The sequence below is a fragment of the Nocardia sp. GCM10030253 genome (assembly GCF_042675075.1).
GTDB lineage: Bacteria > Actinomycetota > Actinomycetes > Mycobacteriales > Mycobacteriaceae > Nocardia.
On sequence record NZ_JBHTDL010000011.1, the window covers coordinates 174,255 to 194,871 of the forward strand.

The window sequence follows — 20,617 nt, forward strand, 5'->3', positions numbered from 1 at the left end:
AACATGGCTGCACCATAGGCGTAACCGGGTCGCTTCTCCTTGGACGATCTTGCGTTCTCCGTCGTGCTCCTTGGGCGATGGCTGCGGCCGATCAGGTTCTGCGCGAGATGACCATGATGTATTCGCAGGGAGCGTTCGTTCGGTTGGCGAAGCCGTGGTCCGCGTCGGCCTGGAAGAACAGAGAGTCGCCTGTGTTCAGGGTCTCGCTGATCCCGCCGATCGCGACGGTGAGGGTGCCTTCGAGCACCACGAGTTGTTTCTCCGTACCCGGCGGATACGCGGGCAGCAGCCCGGTAGAGACCTGTGCGGGGAGGTAGTGGGCGACCATCTCGCCGCCTCCCGCGCCCGGGGCCGCCGACACCATGTGCCGTTCGAAGCCAGTTTCCGGGTCGCGGAAAACGGGGCGATCGTTCTTGCGCATGACAACGGCCACACCAGACGCGGCAGCAGCTGCCCCACCAATCAGGTCCGAGAGCGACGCGTCGAGCGCGTGGGCGATCCTGGACGCGACGCCGATCGTCGGGCTCTTCTCACCGCGTTCGACCTTGGACAGCATCGCCCGGCTGACCGACGACTGCGTGGACAGCTGCTCCAGCGTCAGGCCCGCCTCCTCGCGGCGTCGCCGCACGTTAGCGCCGAACGCGCCGGCCAGATCGTCACGGTGCTGTGGTTCGACCGCGTTTCCGTCTTGCTCGACCACCATGCTCCTCGATCGATGGGTACCTTGCTGCCCACAGTGTAGAGTTCTCCTAAAGAAGATATAGTCTTCTATCAGAGACACGCGATATGCGCCCGACACGACGGAGGTTCCATGCGTTTGATCTCGAGTGGCCAGCACCATGCCACGTTCGAATTCGGCGATCTGCAGGTGATCTCGTTGCGAGACGGGTACATCGACATGCCGCCGACACGGCTCCGCGACGAGGATGGGTGCACGCTCGATGAGCTGCCGGCCGCTGTGCCGCTGGCCGGCGACAACTTGCGGCTGTCGGTCAACGCCTTCTTCGTCACCGACGGCACGCGGTCGGTTCTCATCGACACCGGCGCGTCCAACGTCTGGCACGACCCCACCATGGGATTGATCTACGATGCGCTCGACGAAGCGGGAATCGACCGCGCGCATGTCACCGATGTGGCCATCACCCACAGGCATGAAGACCACGTGAGCGGCCTGATCGCGCCGGACGGTTCAGAAGCGTTCACCAAACTCGAGCGCGTGTGGATCGGCGCGGGCGACACCTCGGTGTTCACGGGGCGGCTCGAGCCGATCCGCGACCGGGTCGTACCCGTGTCGGAGAAGGTCGCGATCAATGACTGGGTCACCGCGATCCCGACACCGGGCCACACACCCGGTCACACCGTCTACGACGTCAGGAGCGGCACCGGCCACCTTCTCGCCTGGGGCGACACCGTTCACGTTCCCACGCTCCAATTCGATCGGCCGAACGTGTCCTGGGAGCTCGACGGCAACCAGTCCCAGGCCCGCGCCGCGCGAGCGGCCCTCCTCGAACAACTGACCCAACCACACCGCTTCGTAGCCGGCGCCCACCTCGACTCACCCGGTATCGCCCGCGTAACCCCCTCCGGCGATGGTTATGCGCTGGAATACCTCGCACCACCGATCGGCTGATCGAGCCTGTCGGCTCCGGGCCGCGCTCGCGATGCCGGCCAGGGCGCTTCCCGGGCGCGTAGAAGTTGATCAAGGTTGGGGGTTAGTGCTGCAACGGCGCTCGGCTGAGTCCGTGCTCGTAGATCTGACTTGTGGTGTTGGATCGCATTGTGGCCGAGTTGGATTCGTTGATTGCCCGGGTCGGTGGCCGGTTCACCCGGTCCGAACCGCGGCACGGGCACGGGCACGGGAGTACGTGGAGGGCCTGCTGTCCGGGCTGGAGCGTAAGAACGGGTGGACGCAGGCCGAGCGTGCTGGTGAGGTGAGTCCGGACGGATGCAGCGGCTGCTGCGCAAGGCCGACTGGGACGTAGACGGGGTCCGTGAGGACGTGCGAGGCTCCGGGTCGAGCATCTCGGCGACCCGGCCGCAGTCGTCGTCGCCGACGACACGGGTTTCCTGAAGAAGGGTGTGAAATCCGCTGGCGTGCAACGCCAATACTCGGGCACGGCGGGCAGGATCGAGAACTGCCAGATCGGGGTGTTTCTGGCGTATGCCTCCGTGCACGGGCATGACCTGATCGACCGGGAACTGTATGTCCCCGAGTCGTGGACCGCCGATCGGGACCGGTGCCGAGCCGCCGGGATCGGCGACGATGTCGGGTTCGCGACGAAACCGCAGCAGGTGATCGCCATGCTGACACGGGTGATCGCGGCCGGGGTGCCGTTCGCGTGGTTCACCGCCGACGAAGCCAACGGGCAGGTCCGGGCCCTGCGGGAATGGCTCGAGGCCTAGGTCGGCAGGAACACCAGTTCCACGCCGTTCCTGGCGCACCATTCCCGCACTTCGTGGCGCTTGTTGACCGAATAGTTGTCCAGGATCAGGTACAGCTTTCCTTCCGGCCAGCGGGCTCGCAGGGACCTGAGGAAAGCCAGGAACTCGGTCCATCGTTTCCGGTCACGGATGCGGTAGTAGAGCTGGCCGGTGGCCAATTCCAGCGCGCCGAACATGTGCCGCACGCCCTGAGTGCGGTGGTAGGTCGCCCGCAGCCGGGCCGGTCGACGCTTCGGGAACCAGCCGCGACCGGGCCGGCCCGATGGAAGCCGACGCGTGCGAGATCACTCCTGGTGTGCTGGAGGGGTTTATCGCGACTGTGCTGGCCTGGCGCGGACGTACGAGTCACGCTGTCCTCCAGGCGTTGTCCGATGGTTTCATCGCCACGATGTTGGTCATAGCCGAGCGGGCTGGCATCGAGGTGCCTTGGGAAGCTCAGGTCGGCCGTGGGGTGGATGGTGTGCATGACGTGCAGGTTGTCTCGAGTCCACTGTCCAGCTTCGGCAGCGAGGTTGGTTAGAGTTTCGCTGTCCGTGAGCACGCTCGTCAGCTGGCCCGCTCCATGGCACGTTGACGAGAACGAACGCGCGATCATCGGCTACCAAGATTGGCGGTAGGACCGGTGCTCGGCCAAGTCCAGGTGCCCGGTGAGACGCTCCCCTAATCGCCTGCCCGCCGTCGTGTTCGGTGTGGCTCGCTAATGTCGAGATGATCGACCGCAAAATCAAAGCGGCCGACAATGAATTGCAACAACTCGTCATCGACCGCAGCTCCACGGTCATGGACTTACATGTCGGGTGAATGCCACTTTCAGACGGTGCAGTAAGGGGGCGAAGGGACGGGGAACGATGTCGTGGAGTGCCTCGGCGAGCAGGCGGATGGGTTCGGTGCACGAGTCGTAGCGGGCACTGGGGTCTTTTGCGAGCGACCGGTGCAGGATCGCGTCGACCTCGGACGGGATCCAGTGTTGGCGCTCGGAGATCTCGGGGGGTGGGTCGTGCAGTTGGGCCTCGGCGGTGGCCATGAGGTTCGCGCGGGGGAACGGTGTGCGGCCGGTGAGCAGCTCGATGGCCGAGCAGGCCAGCGCGTACTGGTCCGTCGCCGGAGACACCGTACCCGCCTGCAGCAGTTCCGGCGCGGCATACGGTACCGACACGACAACGAAACCGTTTGTGGCCAGCGGCGGTTCGGGCCGGTGCAGCCACCGGGCCTGATCGAAGTCCGAGATTTTCACCGTCGCAGGCTCGTCCGCGCCGACCAACACGTTCGCCGGTTTCACGTCGAGATGGACCACACCGTTGGTGTGTGCGAAATCCAATCCTGCCGCGACATGGGTCAGCACAGAAAGCACACGCCGCAGATCCGGGTTTTGGCGCGGCATCCGCACCAACCTCAACCCTGTCGCGCCTGCCACGTACTCGCGTGCCGACCACAGCCTGCCGTCGGTTTCACCGTGCGTGTACATCCGCACGATGTTGGGGTGCCGCAGCGCGGACAGGATGTCGAACTCGTGCACAAATCGCGCACGCGCCTCGGGTGACCGGCTGTCGTCCGGCCCCAGAATCTTCAGTGACACAAGCCGCGACCGTTCCGGATCCTCGGCCAGATACACCTCGCTGCTGCCGCCATGCCCCAGCCGGGCCTTCACAACTAACCCCACAAACTGGTCACCTGGCTCGAGCATCACTGCCTCACCATAGTTCGCAGGCGTCCGCTGCATGCCGGGGTTTGCCCACTTGTGCAGATGATTTCGAGCATTGACACTCGCCTCGCAGACGATCTTGGGCTCAGGGAGTGGATGCATCACCTCGCGTCTGCGCACCCGAAGTCCGACGTATAGCTCACTTAACGCGACACAAACTCCCAGCGGGGGCGGAGCATCTGCTGGCGGGACTAGCATCAGCTGCCGTCAGTCGCCCATCGTGCGGCCGAGGAGGGCGAAATCATTGTTCGCGATCTGATCATTCATGTCACCGCCCGGTCCGCAGCGGCTCTGGCCGGTAATCCAGGCAGCGGGCCGGCAACCCGACCCCGCTGTATCGCAGCTGTGCCACCCGGGACAGGAATGCCGCGCCATACATGAGGTGGTGTGCCACCTCTACCACCCGGCGATTCTCCGGCGCTTCCAGGTAGCTACCGTGCACCCAGTCGTTGAAGCCTCCCATCGCTGGGCCACACCAGATCTGGTAGTCGGTAACCCTGTCAGCCTGTCCGACATTGGACCAGCGGGAGGACAGGCCGAGGTACCAGCGGAAAATCAATGCCATGCGGCGCTTTTCGTTGTTGCGGGCGCGGTCGAGTTGGGCCGGGTCGCGCTGCTCGAAGTAGGCCGCGGTCTCCTGCCACACCTCCTCTAGCGGCCGGCGGAAGACTTGGGTTTCCAGCTTATGACGCTCGGCCGTAGGTAGCGCATCGATGCCGTCGTAGGCGCGGTACAGCTCGTAAAGCTGCTTGGCCCGCATTGGGAACAGCGTGCCCTTGCGCAGCACCTGCAACTCGACGCCGAGTTCGAACATATCGGCGGCCGGCGCCATAGCGCAGTCGGCCATGGTCGCGGTGGCCAGCATTTTCTTGGTTGCGGGGGACGCCCCGGCCTCGAGGCAGGACTGATTTACCGACCCGGTGACGACGTACGCAGCGCCGGCCGCGAAGGCGGCGGCGGCCGCATGCGGAGTCCCGATTCCTCCTGCGGCACCGATACGTATGGGCGTCGCATATCCCTGCTCGCGCACAATCCGATCGCGCAACAACAGGATCGAGGGCAACAGCACCGACAAAGGCCGGCGGTCGGTATGCCCGCCGGAGTCTGCTTCGACGGTGATGTCATCGGCCATCGGCACCTGCCGGGCGAGCTCGGCCTGCTCAGCGGTCACCAGGCCGCGCCGTACGAGGTCGTTGACGATGGTCGCAGGGGCGGGCCGCATGAACCGCTCGGCCACCTCGGTGCGAGAGAGCTTGGCGATCACACGATGCTGGGCGACAACGCCGCCCTGGCGGTCACGTGCGAGCCCGGCAACCCGGTAACGGACGAGGTGCGCCGTGAGATCCATGTACGCCGAGGCCTCCACGCACCGCACGCCGTAGCGCAGGTACAGCTCGACGGCGCCCCGTTCGAGGACCTCCTCGGAAGGGCTGTGGATCAGGTTGCAGGCATACGGCAGCCCTGGGATCTCGCGCTGAAATCGCTGCAGCGCGGACTCGATGCGGTCGGGCAGCAGACCAGCCGCACCGAAGGACGCCAGGTAACCCTCGGTAGCCAATGCGATGACCAGCTCCTCGGAGGCGATGCCGCCGGCCATGGCACCGGCCATGTACGGAAAGCGCACGCCGTGGTGTTTCAGGAATGCCGACGAGCCGAGCCGGGCTGGTGGGAGCGGACCGGCCGCCGCCAGCAGTTGGTGGGAGTCACCCGCTGGCGGAGGTGTGCTCGCCACACCGATCCCCTCGGGGCCGGCGCCGACGAAGCAGGGTCGCTCGATGTCGGCGAGGACCTGGTAGATGCCTTCGGCATCGTGGGACAGCCCCCACGCGGGCAGCTGTGTCGTCATCAACCCGCTCATCACAAATCACCCTCGTTCACTGCGGACCGGACCTCGACGGCCACGTCCTGCAGCTCGTAGATCCGCAAGCCGTCTCTCCACACGTTTGCGTCGGCGATGACCACGAGCTGGTCGCCGTCGCGCCGGACCTCCTTGATGTGCGCCTCGAATTCCATGTCCCGGTCCGTGGGCAGGATCTGGCCGCGGTACCGCCACGACATCTGCACACCGCGCGGCGGCGCAAACCTCGGACGGGTGATCCCCTCGGCCAGCCCGGTGCGCAGGATGTACAGCTGCAGGGCCTGGATGACCGCCTCCACACCCAGTGAGCCGGGCATCACGGGATCGCGGTGGAAGTGGTAGCCGAAGTACCAGTCGTCGGGCCGGACTTGGCGGTACCCGCGCACGTAACCGGCTTGGAACTGACCACCACCGGGCACGACGTCGGCCCGGTCGACCAGTCTCAATTGGCCCTGCGCCAGTTTCAGGTGCGCGCCGTCCCCCTCGAATGCCGACGGGTCGGTGCGGAGGTCGATTCGCTGTACGCCGACCGGAGCGCTGTCCTGCCGGTCGAGCCAGGAGATGGAGTGAGCGCCGTTGTCCAGACCGGCCTGGTTGGCCAGCGCCCGCTCGTTGAAGAAGCCGAACAGAGAGTCCCCGGCGTAGAACACCTCACCGTCGGCGGAGAGCTCGAAAGCGAAGGTTTGCAGGACCACGCCTGGTAGGGCCCTGGTCGAGAGCAGCCGCGAGTCGATCCGGACGAGTTTGCCGCGCAGGTCGACGTCCTTGACCACAGTGGCGCGTCCGTCGAGATTGCGCACGCTGAACTGTTCGTTGGGATAGATCAGTGTGGCGCCGAGGTAGAAGCCGAGCAAGAGCGTGCCCTGCAGCCCTGTCTCCATGTAGGCGAAGTTGGGCATGAACGGGAACGAGTTCTCGCGGTAGTACCAGGCATCGGCCGGGGAGTCATACTCCGAACTCATGGTTGATTCGGTGCTCAGCTGCCCCCGCGCACCGTCAAGCGTCATGATCCGGTCGATGAACTGCAGATCTCCGTGGGGCATGTGCGGGGCGCGGCTGGTGCGGTAGATCTCGAACTCCGGGCCCATGGCGGTGGCGAGGTCGCCCTTGGCCAGATGCGCTATGTGCAGCTCGTTGACGAGTGCCCGTTCGCCGAGACGGTTCTTACGGCCCAGGAAGGCCGCGGGGATGCCGCCCGACTCGGGCCGGTAGGGCGTACCGGGCTTCTCCCGTAGCTCGATGCCGCAGTTGTGCACGCTGACAACCGGCCTGTTCCCTGCGTACACCACGATGTCGGCGATCACCGTCGGCCGCGGGAGCAGCCGCACGTCGGTCACTTCGACCTCGTACGTCAGCGACCGGCAGCCCGGGGCGATTTGCCCGCGAACTTTCGCCTGTGTGTCCAGGCCGGTGACGGGCTGGAAGCTTGCGTCGGGCAGGCACAGGTGCAGACCTAGGTAGAGGGCGAAAACCTGCATGAGCTGCACACCTCCCTCCCCCACGAGCGAGCCTGGGAGCACCGGATCGCCCCGGAAGTGACAGCGGAAGTACCAGTCGTCCGGGTCGAGATGCTTGACGGCGGTCAGCCGGCCGAGGCCCCGCGGCCCACCGCACCGCTCGATGGCGGTGACCTCGTCGATCATCCGCAACCTCGCGCCGGAAAGACGCAGCGACGGGTTGCAGCCGTCCTGCTCGTACTGCGCGCCGAATACCTCGGCCACCCGTCCAGCGGCCAGCAGCTCCAGGTCCGCTGGTCCAAGTAACTGTTTTGCCGTGTATGCCAGTGGTTTGAAGGAGGACGGGACCACTTCCGCGCGCCGGCCACGTTGGGCGTCACTGGTCACGACGCCAATCGGCGCTTGAAGCTCAGCCTCGGTAAAGAATCCGGCGCAGGCGTTCTTCATTTCGAGAAATAGCTCGCCGTCTGCCCGGCCCTCGCAATGGAAGAACACGAGTGGCGTGTCGCCGTTCCAGACGAACCGGTCGATGCTGACGTCGTAGCGCAGCGTCTGCCCCTCGCGCGGCAGGGCGCCCTGGAATGCGAAAGTTCCGCCGAGCATCCGGTACACCCGCCGGCCCTGGTTCCGGAAGTCGATACCGAGGTAGGCGAGAAGCAGCAGTTTGCCCTGGCCCGCGGCCTCGAGCGCCACCGCGGGCGGCACCTGGCCGTCGACGGTGTACCAGGCGTCTACGGGGACGTCGTACTCCGCCCGAATGGACGAGGATTCGAAGCGGCCGGTCTGAGCGTCGAGTTCGGTCACACGAGTGACGAACAAATACGGGGGTTCGGGCAGCCGCACCCGGCGGGCGTACCCGTCGACCGACGCGAACGCCGGCCCGAGAGCTGCCGCGACGCTGCCGGTCGTGAACTCCAGCACATCCTCCTCGTCCCAGATGGTGCCCGGCGCCTTCGGACGGGAGGCGTCTCGCACCGCTTCGCCGGCCGTTTGGCTGGAACCACCCGAGACCTGCAGCTCCAGGCGTGCCAAATGGCGGTCCTGCATGGCGCGCTGTGCGTCCATGGCCATCGCGTGCGCGGCGAACACCTGTTCGCGCAATTCGCGGATATAGCCGTTGGCGCGGTTGTGTGAAATGGCCGGCGGCCTGCGGGTCGCCACCGTGGGCAAGGTCTGCGGCCGCGCTGCGGGAGGCTCCGGAGCCGGTGGCAGATATGCGGGCGGGTAGCCGAAGGGCTCGCCCTCGAAGGTGATCAGGTCGGCAGTAGTAGTGGGCATAGTCGGTGGCATTCCAGGATCGGCGACAGGGGCGGCAGGCCCGGCGTCCGGCAAGACGAGCGGTCCGGTCAATGTGTTGAGGTCCACGACGAGTCCGTGGCTGATGAGCCGGGCCAGCGCCTGGCTGAGGACGGTGGAGGTGCTGGCGCCGCGCCGATCTATTGCGACCGCGACGTGGTCGTCGGCCCCGAGCGTCTCCTTGATCCAGCGAGTGCAGGTCGATCCGGGGCCGACCTCGATGAAATACCGGTAGCCGCGGTCGTACGCTGCCCGGACGAGGCGGGGAAAGTCGACGGTTGCTGCCAAGCTCTGGGCGATGTCATGAGCGATCATGTCGCTATCGAGCGCCTCGATACGGTCGTACTTGCGCGCGGACAGCAACTCGATCCCGGGCGGCGCGGCGGTCGGGTAACGGTGCAGTGCGGTGAGCTCGTCGAGCTCGCTTTCGATGACCGGGCAATGCAAGACGTGGTTGGCAGGACCGCGCACGGACTGGCTGCCGACCGCATCGATCAGCAGGCGGCACTGCTCGGGATCGCCGCCGATCACGACCTCGTTCGGGGTGTTGACGTGCGTGAGGTAAACACGATCGAACCTGGTCAGGGCCTGTCGCACGAGTGCTTCGTCAGCAAGCAGCAGGTAGGTGGCCCACACCTCGTCGTCGGGTACCGACTCCGGCACATTCCACAGTTCCCGGACAGTGCGCTTCGGACCGCAAAGCCGCTCGCGAAACAGCGGAATATCACTGGAATTGGCGGCAGCGGAGGCGTTCTGGCGCCACACGCCGGTGGCGAACATCATGCTGGCCTCACCCAGGCTGTACCCGAACGCCCCATCCGCGCGGAGGCCGAGCAGTCGCGTGAGCAGTGCGGTGGACAACACAGCGAAGGCGGTGCTTGTCGCAAGCATTGCGGGGACGTTCTCGAGCAGGGCGGCCTCACGGACCATCAACTCGCGCCGGGTGAATGTGGCGCGCCCGCACGGATACAGCGCGCGGGCGCCGAACAGTTCCGCGGGACGCGCCACCTCGCCCTCCAGCATATCCAGCAGAGCGGGAAAGAGCCGGAACAGGTCCTGACCGAGACCGAGGTAGGAGTTGAACGCACCGGGATAGACAAAGGCGACCTTGCCCGTGGCGCCGATGGGGCGAGCGGTGAAGTAGCTGCCCGCCGGAGTGCTCCACTCCCCTCGCTCCCATGCCTGCGGCAAGTCCCGCACGGCGCGATCCAGTTCGCCGAGCAGTGCCTCGCGGTGGGCGGCTACGAGCACCACCCGCAACCGTCCGTCGCCGAGTTCGTCGAGAGCAGCCTGGACGACCGCGCGGATATCTGTCTGGGTTTCGAGCACTGACCGCCAGCGCGTCAGGCCCGCAAGCATGCCGGAGAGATCGTTGCCTCCGACGGGGAGGATCAAATGCCCACCGCCGTCGTACCAGGCGATCGGACGGTCCGCCTCGGCAAGCGGCGGCCCAGAAAGGACGATATGGCCGAGTGCGCCGCCGGAACCTATGACGTTGACCGCCGCGTACCGTGGGCACGCGGTGGACTCGCGCAGCCACGGGCGCGAACGCGTAGGCGCGTAAAAGGCCGATGAATCGAGATCCTCAGGCCTGCCCGCTTCCGAACCAGGCGAACCCGGGATGTAGCGGTGATACAAACACAGCGCGGCCTTGATCACCCCCGCGAGCGCCGACAGGTTCCGCGTGTCACCGACGACACTCCTGACGCTGCCGAGTGCGCACGAATCGGCAGAAGCGCGGACAGCCGCATACACCGACGCCAGTGCCAGGATTTCGGTGTGGTCCTGGTCGGCGATCCCTGCATTCGTTTCGAGGAATCCCACGTCGGCAGGAGTGATGCCGGCGCGGGTCAGCGCAGCTTCGGCGGCCTCGCGCATGAGATCGGCGCTGGCCGAAAATGAGGCCTGCGCTTTGGATGCGGCAGAAGTCCTGATGCTGACCGCCTCGATTCGCGCATACTCGCGGCGGGCTGGCACGTCGGCCGCCGCTCGCGCTACCACGACCGCGACGGCTCCCGTGGCGAGGCTTTGGGCGCCGACGAGGACCGCCTCGATCGTCTTGTCGAGCAGCAACTGGGTGGCGGCAGCGAGCGCTCCGACGCTGTCGGCGACGAATGTTCGCGATGGTCCCGTGAGGTTCCACTGCGAGCAAATGTGATCCACGACGAGGTCGCCGACGTCGTTGCCCTGGCGGTCTTCATTCCCATCGTGGGCGATGAGCACTGCGATCCGGTGGCCAGCATTGCGGTCGAATCCGGCGTCTCGCATGGCAGAGCCGGCGACCCGCAGCATGGCGTCACGGTCGAACTCCCCTGCCGAATCCACCGACGCCTCGCTGGCATAAACCGCTTGCTCGAAAGCCGCTACGTCAGGGAAGGCGCCGATCTGGCAGGCGATGCCGACGATGGAGAGGGGGCTGGCGCCGTCGACGGCGTCTATCTCGAACCTAGCCATGGGATCACGCGGCCGCGATGTCATTGCGGGCTGCGGCGAACTTGGTATCCAGTTGCGCAGAGACGACGACGGAAACCCCAGCAAAGCGCTGCATCACCCGGCCGTCGGCGGCGCAGGCGGTCACGGTGCTGGTGATCTTGCTGCCGGAGTCGACGATCTGGTCGACCACGACTGCGAACGGCTCGTCGTACGGAAGACGGTCGAACAGCTCGACGCGGTCGATTCCCACTGGCAGACCGGGGAGTTTCCGGATTCGCCGCACCCAGACCAACGGCGCCTGCAACAGCAAGTCGGCCAGGAGCGGGTTGTACCGTCGGCCCTCATACGCACCGTTCTGGACCCGGTTGCCGGGCAGTTGGCACATGAGCACCAGCCGGTCCGGGGTGGCCGCGAGAAGCCGACGGATGCCTTGCAGCGCGGGTCCATGAAACAGCGTGCCGTCCTCGTAGACGCTGGTCTCGTTGCTATCGGGCACGCTGTCGAGTAGTTGCACCACTTCCTCGAGCGGGGGAATCGCCGAGAGCCCGGCGCCTCCAGCGAGGCAGGTCGTGGCGTAGTGGGGCCGGGCCGGGCCGGACCCCCGTTGCCCGCGGATCGCGATCCGGAGGCTGCCTGCGGCCTCGGGCGTCACCTCGATGTCGAAGCGCCCAGGTTCGGTGCCGTCGAAGACGACACCCTTGTGCACACGGAAGTCGCGGCACTCGACAACCGGTTCATGGTCGACCTGCTCGGCGATGTTGATCGCGCAGCCGAGGGCAACGGTGAGGGGCAGCACCTGGAGGCCATCGATCCGGTGATGGTCGATCGCCGGATCGGCCGACATCCCGTCGAGGTGGCGCCGCGCGACAATCGTCCGGCGAGCGGACCGATCCGGCTCGGGGAGCGTGAGCGGTGTCGTCGACCCGATAACGGTCACGGCCTCACGCGCGCTCGCCGGGCCGAACTGCTCGGCGAACATCGCCGCGCCGTTCGCGACCGGGATGGGCGCGATGCCGCGCGCCTCGAACATCGCGTGCAACTCGCCGGAAACCATCCCCCCAGCCCACGGACCCCAGTTCAGCGCGACCACGTGGCAGCCGGGCCGGGCATGCTCGAGCGACCACGCGATCCGGTTCAGCGCTTCGTTGGCCGCGGCGTAGTTGGATTGCCCCCGGTTGCCGAAGTGGCCGGCGACCGACGAGAAGAGCACGAGGTGACGCAGGTGCGGGCCATCCACTGAGGCCAGCACATTGCGGAGGCCGTCGAGCTTCGGCCCGAACACGCGCTCGATGTCGGCCTGCGTCATGTCTTTGATGAGGCGATCGGAGAGTACTCCGGCGCCGTGGATGACTCCGGTGACCTGTCCGGCATACGGGGCGAGGGCCGTCTCGGTGGCCTTCGGGTCGGCGATGTCGACCGATACGTATTCGGCGCTCGCGCCAACGCCATGCAGAGTCTGCAAAGTGTCCCGGATCTGCCGCGCTGCCGTGATCTCGCCGAACAGCCGCGCGACGTCACGGACGGCCGGCTTGGCACCGGCGTGCGTCAAGTACGCGTGGATCTTCCGTTTCAGTTCGGTGTCGTCCGTGATCCCAGTTGCCCAGGCAGGCTCTGGTGTCAGCGCAGTACGGCCGAGGAGCACCATGCGGATCGGCTGCCGGCGTGCGAGCTCGGCTACGCATGCCGCCGTCACCCCGCGCCCACCGCCGGTGACGACAAAAACTTCATCAGGGTGGAGCTGAGACTCGATGCTCGATCCCGTCGTCTCGACCGGACTGTCGGACAGCGAGGGAGCCTGCCGATGATGGCCGTCCAAGCCGACCTCGGGCAGATCAGCAGCAACGTCATGCATCTCGGCCACGACCAGTGACGCCGCGGTGGTGTCGTCGACGGCCGGAGCGATGTCGATCATCCGGCAAAAGAGGCTGGGCGCTTCTATCGCCAGCGTCTTGACCAGGCCGGCCAGGCCTCCGAGCAGCGCGTTCGGCTGCGTCGCGGACCCGGTGACGCCGAGCGCCCCGTCCAGGCCGCTGACCGCGATGAATGCGGAGCGTCCATCCCGGGCGGATTCCTCCAACGGCCGCTGGACGTGCTTGGCGACGAGCAGGCCGAACATCAACCGGCGCTGAGCCTGCACGCTGTCCACCGCATCCGCCGTCGCCAGGTACAGGCAGAGATTGATGGGCTGCTGCGCGGCGACGACGTCGGCAAGCCGCGCGGACAGTTCATCACCCGCCTGTTGCGTATCGGCACTGGGCAGCTCGAGGTGGCGCACATCCCAGCCGGACTCGCGCAGCGCCGAAACAAGCGCGGCACTGCGGGTACCGCCGTCGTCCACGACCAAAGCGGAGCGCGGTGTGGGATAAGCATCGACCAGTATGTCTGGGACGGGAAGCGGCCGGAGCACGACGTCAGCCCGGCCGATCGGTCCGGCCGCGGCGCCAATGGACACCCCGGCACCGGCGGGGACTTCGGTGCCAGCGGGGACTTCGGTGCCAGCGGGGACTTCGGTGCCAGCGGGGACTTCGGTGCCAGCGGGGACTTCGGTGCCGACTTCGCCTGCGATGAGGTCGGTGATATCGCGCAACGTGTGCAACTCACCCAGTTTCTCGGGACCGACCTCGGGGGCAGCCGGGAAACGTTCGCGCAGGCTGCCGAGGATCTCGACGCGCTTGATCGAGTCGATCCCGAGATCGGCTTCGATGCCCATGTCCGGCTCCAGCATCTCGACCGGATAGCCAGTCTTTTCCGCCACGATCGCAAGGAGAGCAGTCTGTACCGCCGCGCCATCCAGCTCGGCGCTCACCGGTGGTTCGGTAGTTGCCTCGCCTGCGATGAGGTCGGCGATATCGCGCAACGTGTGCAACTCACCCAGTTTCTCGGGACCGACCTCGGGGGCAGCCGGGAAACGTTCGCGCAGGCTGCCGAGGATCTCGACGCGCTTGATCGAGTCGATCCCGAGATCGGCTTCGATGCCCATGTCCGGCTCCAGCATCTCCACTGGATAACCCGTCTTTTCCGCCACGATCGCAAGGAGAGCAGTCTGTACCGCCGCGGCATCCATTCCGGCACTTGGGGCTGCGGCGGGCGCCACCGCCCCGACCGGCGGTATCTCGCTCGGTGTAACGGCAGGTGGTGCGACCGGATTCGGAGCGGGCACCGGCGAGGAGGGAGCAGGCTCGGTTGTCGGGCTGCCGAGGGCGGCGGGAGCGTCCGTTGTCGCGGGATAGCCGCCCTGCCGATCCGGATCCAGCGCCGCGAAGTCCCGCAGGATCTGGTTCGCGTGCAGGTGTGCCTCGCTGATTGCGAGTCCGTGATCTTTGACAGTCTGCAGGCCCGCGATCAAGGTGCCGTCATCGTTGCCGTGGTGCTGCTCGAGCAGCCGGACCATGCGCTCGGCGACTTCAAGCTGGGAATCGAGGTACGCGCGGTGCAAGCCGAGGTGATCGGTGGCGTAGTCGGCGAAGGGGTCGGCCGAAGCTGGTGGTGCAATCGCGGGCAGCTCCTGCGCCTGCACCGGCACCGCAGGGGTAGCGGGTCCGGGTACATCGATCCGATAGCCGTGGTCGAGCGCCTCGCGATAGGCGAGCCTGCGGCTTTCGGACACGTGGTTGACCCCGACGAAAGGAATGTTCATCTGAGGTGGGGATTCGACGGCCGGTGCGGCGGTGAAGCGGTTCAGCCCGCTCAGCGGGAGCCCGCACACCGCGAGCTGGACCGCGGCCTGTTTGAGCCGCAGATCGCTGTCCTGCGAAGGGCCTCCGTCGAGGCTGACGACGATTGCGTCGCGTCCGTCGAGAATCCGTGACACCAGTTGCCCGAGTACGGCTTTCGGTCCGAACTCCACGAAGACGCGGTAGCCGTCCGAGTACATGGTCTCGATCCGGTCGGCGAAGTGCACCGGATGCAGGAGCTGCTCGGTCAGAATGCCGCGGTTTTCGGCTGGGTCGTCGGAGTACCCGCGCCCGGCGGTATTCGCATAGACGGTGGTGTGCGGTGGGCGGAATTCGACTCCGTGCACAGCTTCCCGGAACGCGTCCACAGCGTGCCCAACGAGGCCGGTGTGGAAGGCGGCCGTAACCGGAAGCAGCTGGGCTCGCACGTCAGCGGCCGCGCAATCCGCGACGAGCCGTTCTACCGCTGCGGTGGCACCACCGACAACGACCTGGTCGGGGGCGTTGTAATTGCAGATCTCGACATCCTGCCGACCGGCAAGCAGGTCGCGAAGACGATCCTCGGGAGCGCGCACTGCCGCCATCGCCCCGGGATCGAATTGGCCATCAGCACCCGGAGGCGGAGCCATCGCTGCGCCGCGAGCGCGGGCCAGCGCGAAATAGTCGGCATCGGTGAAGCAGCCGGCCGCCCACAGCGCGGTGAGCTCACCAAAACTGTGGCCGAGATAACCATCGGCGCCGAATCCGAGCGCACGGAAGTACTCGTACTGCCCGACGGACAGGGCGGCGATGGCCGGCTGGGCATAAGCCGTCTGCCGCAGCGCGGCCTCCTGAGCTTCCCGCTTCGCCTGATCGAAGACCGGGATCGGGAAAACCACGCTCGCGAGCGGAACGCCGTCCGTGAAGTGCTGGTTCGCCTGATCGAATGCAGCCCGGACAGTAGGCACCGCGAGCGCGGCATGACGACCCATGTTGACGTACTGGCTGCCCTGACCGGCGAATAGTGCGGCCACCTTCTCGCCCTTGGGACGGGATCGGCGCCGATAGAACACACCCTTGGGGAGCGTCCACTCCTCTTCTCGGCTGCGCGAATCCAGCATGGCCAGCGCCTGCTCACGAAGCTGGGCGAACTCGGACTCGGTGCGCGCGACGAAGCCCAACCGTGCATACGAATCGGGGATCGAGTCCGAGCCGATTTCTGGCGGAGCCCCGTCAGCGATGCGGGTACGCAGAGCCGCTTGGTCCTCGGCGTGCCATAAATAAGCACGGGCTGCTGGATGCAGTGCCGCCGCCCCGGACCCGGCGTCGTCGTGCTCCTCCAATACGCAGTGGAAATTGGTGCCGCCGAACCCGAACGAGGAAACGGCTGCCCGGCGGCACGAGCGAAGCGGGTGGCGCACCCACGGCCGTGACTCGGTGTTGAGGTAGAAAGGTGTCGCCTCGAACCCGAACGCCTGGTTCGGCTGCTCGACGTTGATCGTGGGTGGCAGTACCTTGTGGTGCAGGGCAAGGGCCAGCTTGATGAGCCCCGCGGCGCCGGCCGCCGCCTTCGAGTGGCCGAATTGGGACTTGAGGCTGCCCAGGGCGACGACCTGCTTCTCCTCCGTGGCCGCGCCATAGACCTCGTGCAATGCCGACAGCTCGGTGCGGTCGCCCGCCACCGTGCCGGTACCGTGTGCCTCGATCAGCTCCACCGAGTCGGGTGTGCAGTCCGCGTCCACATATGCGCGATGCAGAGTTACCTGCTGACCTTCTGCCCGTGGCGCGTAGATGCTCTTCGAGCGGCCGTCGCTGCCGGTCCCGATCCCGCGCAGAATCGCGTAGACCCGGTCGCCGTCGCGCTGTGCGTCAGCCAGCCGCTTCAGCGCGAGCATGCCGAGGCCCTCACCGATCAAGGTGCCGTCCGCCGCGTCGTCGAACGGGCGAATGCGGCCTGACTTCGACAGCGCGGGGGTCTTGCTGAAGCACATGAAGGTGAAGATCGTGTTCTCGGTGTCGCAGCCGCCGGTGAGCATCAGGTCGGCCCGTCCCTCGACCAGTTCGGAGACCGCCATCCGCACTGCGGCGAGCGAGCTCGCGCAGGCAGCGTCCACCGTGCAGTTCATGCCGCCGAGATCGAAGCGGTTCGCGATGCGGCCGGCGACAACGTTGCCGAGAATGCCCGGGAAGCTGTTTTCTTGCCAGGGGGCAAAGGCCTTGGAGAACTTCTCCGCGATCTCCTCTGCGTCGCGCTGCGACAGTCCGCAGCTTCGGACGACCTCCTTGAGCACCGGCGTCTGCAACCTAGCGGTAAGTGGGTGGCTCAGGGAGTTCGCGCCGGTGATTCCGAGGATCACGCCAGTGCGCGAAGGGTCGTACCACGGGGCCTCGGGGCAGCCGGCATCCTTTAGCAGGTCCCGGGCAACGACGAGGCTGAGGAGCTGGACGACGTCGGTGACTTCGAGAATGTTCGGGGGTAGGCCGAATTCGATGGGGTCGAAGCCGATCTCGGGCAGGAACCCGCCGCGCCGGCAGTATGTCTTGTCCTCTGCCCCGGGATCGGCGTCGTAGTAGTCCTCGATCCGCCAATGTGTGGCGGGAACATCGTCGATACAGTCCGCCGCCTCCACAATATTTGTCCAGAATTCGCGCAAGTTGCGCGATTTGGGGAACAGGGCAGAGAGACCGACGATAGCAATCGGGTTGCGAGCTAGACGGCGGTCGAGCTCGACGTCATATTGTTGGTCGTCCAAAGGTTAACTGCCTTGTCACTTGGATGCTGCGCACGGAGCTAGGCGCGCACCACTGGGTTTGTTAGGGAGAAGGTTTACGCTGGGTGCAGTTGACCAGGAATGGCGCCCGTAAACACACCGGGGCGATGCCTGCGGCTCAAGCCGCCTGGCCACCACTCTCGTATTCTTCAACGAGGTACTGGGAGAATTCCGCAATCGTGGGGTAGTACCACAGGGCTGCAGCATCGACTTCGATTCCGAGCCATTTCTCCAGTTCAGTGGCCAAGGCGAGCGCCCAGACCGAGTCCAGACCGAAGTCGTTGAAGTACTGGTCCACGTCGATCTGAGCCGGTCCAACACCCAGCCGACGGGCAAAGACGTCTACCATTCGGTCACGTATGACCTCGAAGGTGACCGGAGTTCCCGTTTCCGCCGGATTGGTGACTGGGAAGGACATACCAGATTCCTAACTCGGAAGTTACTCGGAAATTGCTACGTGCAGAAACCTTCGCCCAAAGCCCGCGGTCCGGGTAGGCCCCCAAGGGTTATGAATGGCTACCCCTTGATCCCGTTAACGGAAGCGGCAATCGCCCTGAAGTGCAAACTCCAACCGTGCTGTCGGCGGCACTCAGCGCTCGAGCCCGACGAGCGGCTGGGCGGATAACGCCTCGATTGCTTGTATCCGTTCGGCACCGGTCGCGGCCCTGTGGTCATCGGCCTCGGCCCGCGCTGGCAGCAACGACTTGTCGATCAAGATTCCAACGATCGTCGCGAACCTCGAGCATTCGCTGGATCAGCCGACGCGTTGCGGCATCCGGCCCACCCGATCCGAACGTATGTCCCCCTTGACACCACACAGTCTCTCACCAACTGGCGAATCGTAGCGCGCAGGCCCGGCCCAGGCCGGAAACAGCGGCGGCGGTCTTCCCTGACCGGTGAGCATCCCGCGTGGACGGTCCCGCTGACCCGAAATCCGGCCCGCCGGCCGAACCAGCGACGCGGGCTGTGCAGGCACCACCCGCTGTGCAGCAGGACAACAGCTACACGAAGCTCGATCCGAGATCCGAAGGGCCAGTTGCCCGCTCGGTGGCGTCGCGGGGCCGGACTCGAGATCTCGCGGAGAGGCGCTGAGCTCGCCCAGCTTCACCAGTGGACGCGGGACAACCTGACGTGCTGACGGGCTCGGCTGCCCCAAATACGCTGACTTGGGCCAACTTCAACAGAAATTCGACGTCACTGCCCGTCGGGTGAGCGCGTCCGGTGAGCAGGGCGCGAGGCTCAGATGTCCGTTGCCAATCGCTGCGACGTAGGACGTGGGTGTGGGCAGCGGTGCATCAAGTATGCGGCCGACTGTTGCGTCGGCGCTCTGCCGGAATGTTGGCGCAAGCCGGTTTGCGGAACCTCCGCTGTCAGAGCCTCGCTGCGATGCGGAGTCGATTGACCTTGTTCGCGATCAGTGTCGTCGCGTGTTCGCGATATCGGCGAGGTTTGACGGCGCGTTGAGTCGGTGTCGTTCGCGAATATCGGCGGTACTACTCTGCGCGCGTTCGCGGACTTCTGGTGCGTGTGATGTCGAGGGGTCCGGCCGGTCGGCTACTGACGGCATCGCGTATTGGACTGTCGTGAGTTGCCAAGGCGGAGAACTCGTTTGCGGCCCTCGCTACCTGACACAGCCAACGCCCGGCCTGTCCGAGAACTGGCCCCGCTACCGGCTCCGGATGGGCAGCACAGCGGCGAGGGCAAGGAATCCGAAGGCGAGGACCGCCGCCGCCGTTCGGACGGCATGGGCGAGCTGCCAGCGGTTCCGCACGTCCGACCAGTCGATGGGTGGGGACTGGACGTTCCATTCGAGCTGGTCGGCGTTGATCGGAAGGTTGACCACGATCGTGAGGCCGAAGACGAACACGAGCAGCCCGAGCGCGGCCACTGTCAACCATCGTGTGTTCGTTCGGAAAGCCCGGTAGGCCAGCACCGCCGTGGTGAGCAGCGCGGGCAGGAGCGTGACGACGGCGAGCTTGTCCAGTGAGTCGAGCTCGACCAGCCTGACCTGGGTGTAGACCGCGCCATCGAAGCTTCGCAGGGACAGCTCCAAGACCAGGACGCCGGTAAGGAATCCGGCGAAGAGCCCTGCGAACACCAGGCTGGCGAAGCGCACGTACTTCGTCATGACCACGCTCCCGCATGGTCGCCGACCCAGGTGGTGAAGGTACGGGCGGGACGGCCGAGGATCGTCTCGATCTCGGCCGTCACCGTCGCGGGTCGCTCCATCTCGCGCCGGTAGCGCGCCATCAGCGCCTGGACGAACCTCTCGTCGAGGCCGTTTCGGATCATTCCTTGGGCCGCCATCTCTGCTGGGACCTCCTGGAACCGCAGGGGCCTGCCGATCGCTTCGCCGATGATCGGAACCATCGCGTCGAGCCTGAGCGCCTCGGGTCCGGTGATGGGGATCCTCCTGCCGAGAAGGGAGTCGTCTACGAGCGCACGGGCGATCACCTCGGCGACGTCGCGCTCGTGGATCACTGCCTCGGCGAAGCCGCCGTACGGACTCCGGACGGTATCGCCGAGTGCGAGCTGACCACGCCACATCCCGAGCGCGTTCATCGCGAACGAGCTGGGCCGCACCGCAACCCACGGCAGGCCACTCTCGGTAACGGCACGCTCCACCTCGGCGTTACGGTCGCCGTTGAAGCGCGAGGGCTGGTGGTCGGGGTCGTCGTCCACATTGATCGCCGACATCACGACCAGCTTCTGGACGCCCTCTTCGGCGGCAAGTCGCAAGAGCTTATCGGTGTCGTCCTTGGCCGCGCGGGGATGGACGAAGAGCCCGCGAACACCCTGTAGTGCGGAACGGATCGCCTCGGGCGCAACAGCTTTCACTCCTGCGGGGAAGGTGGCGCTCGCTGGGCTGCGGGTCACGGCCCGGATCTCGGCGCCTTCCGAAAGCAGCGCGTCGACGAGTGGGCGTCCGATGATGCCGGTCGCTCCGGTCACGAGGTACATGATGTCATCCATTCGGTTGTCATATAGTACGAGAACCGTAGCAT

General features: G+C 66.1%; 11 protein-coding genes and 2 pseudogenes. 3 read left to right on the forward strand and 10 right to left on the reverse strand.

The features are described from left to right. Positions 1 to 91: 91 nt before the first annotated feature. A complete protein-coding gene (locus ACFQZZ_RS25275) occupies positions 92 to 703 on the reverse strand; it encodes a helix-turn-helix domain-containing protein (RefSeq protein ID WP_378685611.1) in 612 nt (203 codons plus the stop codon). 108 nt (positions 704 to 811) lie between these two features. Between ACFQZZ_RS25275 and ACFQZZ_RS25280 the strand changes: the two genes are divergently transcribed. Together ACFQZZ_RS25280 and ACFQZZ_RS25285 are read left to right on the forward strand one after the other, a co-directional pair. Beyond that, positions 812 to 1,630, forward strand: coding sequence for an MBL fold metallo-hydrolase (locus ACFQZZ_RS25280; RefSeq protein WP_378685614.1), 819 nt, complete (start codon positions 812 to 814; stop codon positions 1,628 to 1,630). Between the two features lie 131 nt (positions 1,631 to 1,761). Then, a pseudogene (locus ACFQZZ_RS25285) lies at positions 1,762 to 2,397 on the forward strand (IS701 family transposase); the annotation flags it as partial. 2 nt (positions 2,398 to 2,399) lie between these two features. Here ACFQZZ_RS25285 and ACFQZZ_RS25290 read toward each other — a convergent pair. Next, positions 2,400 to 2,690 (reverse strand): annotated as a pseudogene (locus ACFQZZ_RS25290) (transposase); the annotation flags it as partial. Between the two features lie 14 nt (positions 2,691 to 2,704). On the opposite strand from ACFQZZ_RS25290, the gene ACFQZZ_RS25295 reads away from it, so the two are divergent. Further along, positions 2,705 to 2,962, forward strand: a complete 258-nt coding sequence (locus ACFQZZ_RS25295) for a DUF6086 family protein (RefSeq protein ID WP_378685616.1) — start codon at positions 2,705 to 2,707, stop codon at positions 2,960 to 2,962. 258 nt (positions 2,963 to 3,220) lie between these two features. On the opposite strand, the gene ACFQZZ_RS25300 is transcribed toward ACFQZZ_RS25295, so the two are convergent. The 8 genes from ACFQZZ_RS25300 to ACFQZZ_RS25335 all read right to left on the reverse strand — a co-directional run bounded on the left by ACFQZZ_RS25300 (position 3,221) and on the right by ACFQZZ_RS25335 (position 20,585). After that, complete coding sequence (locus ACFQZZ_RS25300) at positions 3,221 to 4,102, reverse strand: serine/threonine-protein kinase (RefSeq protein WP_378685619.1); 882 nt, start codon at positions 4,100 to 4,102, stop codon at positions 3,221 to 3,223. Between the two features lie 310 nt (positions 4,103 to 4,412). Continuing rightward, complete coding sequence (locus ACFQZZ_RS25305; RefSeq protein WP_378685621.1) at positions 4,413 to 5,990, reverse strand: PfaD family polyunsaturated fatty acid/polyketide biosynthesis protein; 1,578 nt, start codon at positions 5,988 to 5,990, stop codon at positions 4,413 to 4,415. A gap of 11 nt (positions 5,991 to 6,001) precedes the next feature. Further along, positions 6,002 to 11,209 carry a hypothetical protein gene (locus ACFQZZ_RS25310; RefSeq protein ID WP_378685624.1) on the reverse strand — a complete coding sequence of 1,736 codons (5,208 nt, stop codon included), beginning with the start codon at positions 11,207 to 11,209 and terminating at the stop codon, positions 6,002 to 6,004. Between the two features lie 4 nt (positions 11,210 to 11,213). After that, positions 11,214 to 17,594 carry an SDR family NAD(P)-dependent oxidoreductase gene (locus tag ACFQZZ_RS25315; RefSeq protein WP_378685627.1) on the reverse strand — a complete coding sequence of 2,127 codons (6,381 nt, stop codon included), beginning with the start codon at positions 17,592 to 17,594 and terminating at the stop codon, positions 11,214 to 11,216. Positions 17,595 to 17,730: 136 nt separating this feature from the next. Next, positions 17,731 to 18,030 (reverse strand): acyl carrier protein, encoded by a 300-nt coding sequence (locus ACFQZZ_RS25320; RefSeq protein ID WP_378685629.1) that lies wholly within the window; start codon positions 18,028 to 18,030, stop codon positions 17,731 to 17,733. A 171-nt stretch (positions 18,031 to 18,201) separates the two neighbouring features. Next, the gene (locus tag ACFQZZ_RS25325; RefSeq protein ID WP_378685631.1) at positions 18,202 to 18,327 is read right to left on the reverse strand and encodes a hypothetical protein; all 126 of its coding nucleotides are present in this window, start codon (positions 18,325 to 18,327) and stop codon (positions 18,202 to 18,204) included. Between the two features lie 951 nt (positions 18,328 to 19,278). After that, positions 19,279 to 19,740, reverse strand: a complete 462-nt coding sequence (locus ACFQZZ_RS25330; protein ID WP_378685634.1) for an anthrone oxygenase family protein — start codon at positions 19,738 to 19,740, stop codon at positions 19,279 to 19,281. Beyond that, a complete protein-coding gene (locus ACFQZZ_RS25335; protein ID WP_378685636.1) occupies positions 19,737 to 20,585 on the reverse strand; it encodes an SDR family oxidoreductase in 849 nt (282 codons plus the stop codon). The genes ACFQZZ_RS25330 and ACFQZZ_RS25335 overlap by 4 nt, the downstream gene beginning before the upstream one ends. Positions 20,586 to 20,617 lie beyond the last annotated feature (32 nt).

Excerpts from the sequence above, each read along its gene's own strand:
- ACFQZZ_RS25305 (WP_378685621.1), bottom strand. The coding sequence starts at position 5,990 with ATGACGACACAGCTGCCCGCGTGGGGGCTGTCCCACGATGCCGAAGGC.
- ACFQZZ_RS25280 (WP_378685614.1), top strand. The coding sequence starts at position 812 with ATGCGTTTGATCTCGAGTGGCCAGCACCATGCCACGTTCGAATTCGGC.
- ACFQZZ_RS25330 (WP_378685634.1), bottom strand. The coding sequence starts at position 19,740 with ATGACGAAGTACGTGCGCTTCGCCAGCCTGGTGTTCGCAGGGCTCTTC.
- ACFQZZ_RS25320 (WP_378685629.1), bottom strand. The coding sequence starts at position 18,030 with ATGTCCTTCCCAGTCACCAATCCGGCGGAAACGGGAACTCCGGTCACC.
- ACFQZZ_RS25275 (WP_378685611.1), bottom strand. The coding sequence starts at position 703 with ATGGTGGTCGAGCAAGACGGAAACGCGGTCGAACCACAGCACCGTGAC.
- ACFQZZ_RS25295 (WP_378685616.1), top strand. The coding sequence starts at position 2,705 with ATGGAAGCCGACGCGTGCGAGATCACTCCTGGTGTGCTGGAGGGGTTT.
- ACFQZZ_RS25335 (WP_378685636.1), bottom strand. The coding sequence starts at position 20,585 with ATGGATGACATCATGTACCTCGTGACCGGAGCGACCGGCATCATCGGA.
- ACFQZZ_RS25310 (WP_378685624.1), bottom strand. The coding sequence starts at position 11,209 with ATGGCTAGGTTCGAGATAGACGCCGTCGACGGCGCCAGCCCCCTCTCC.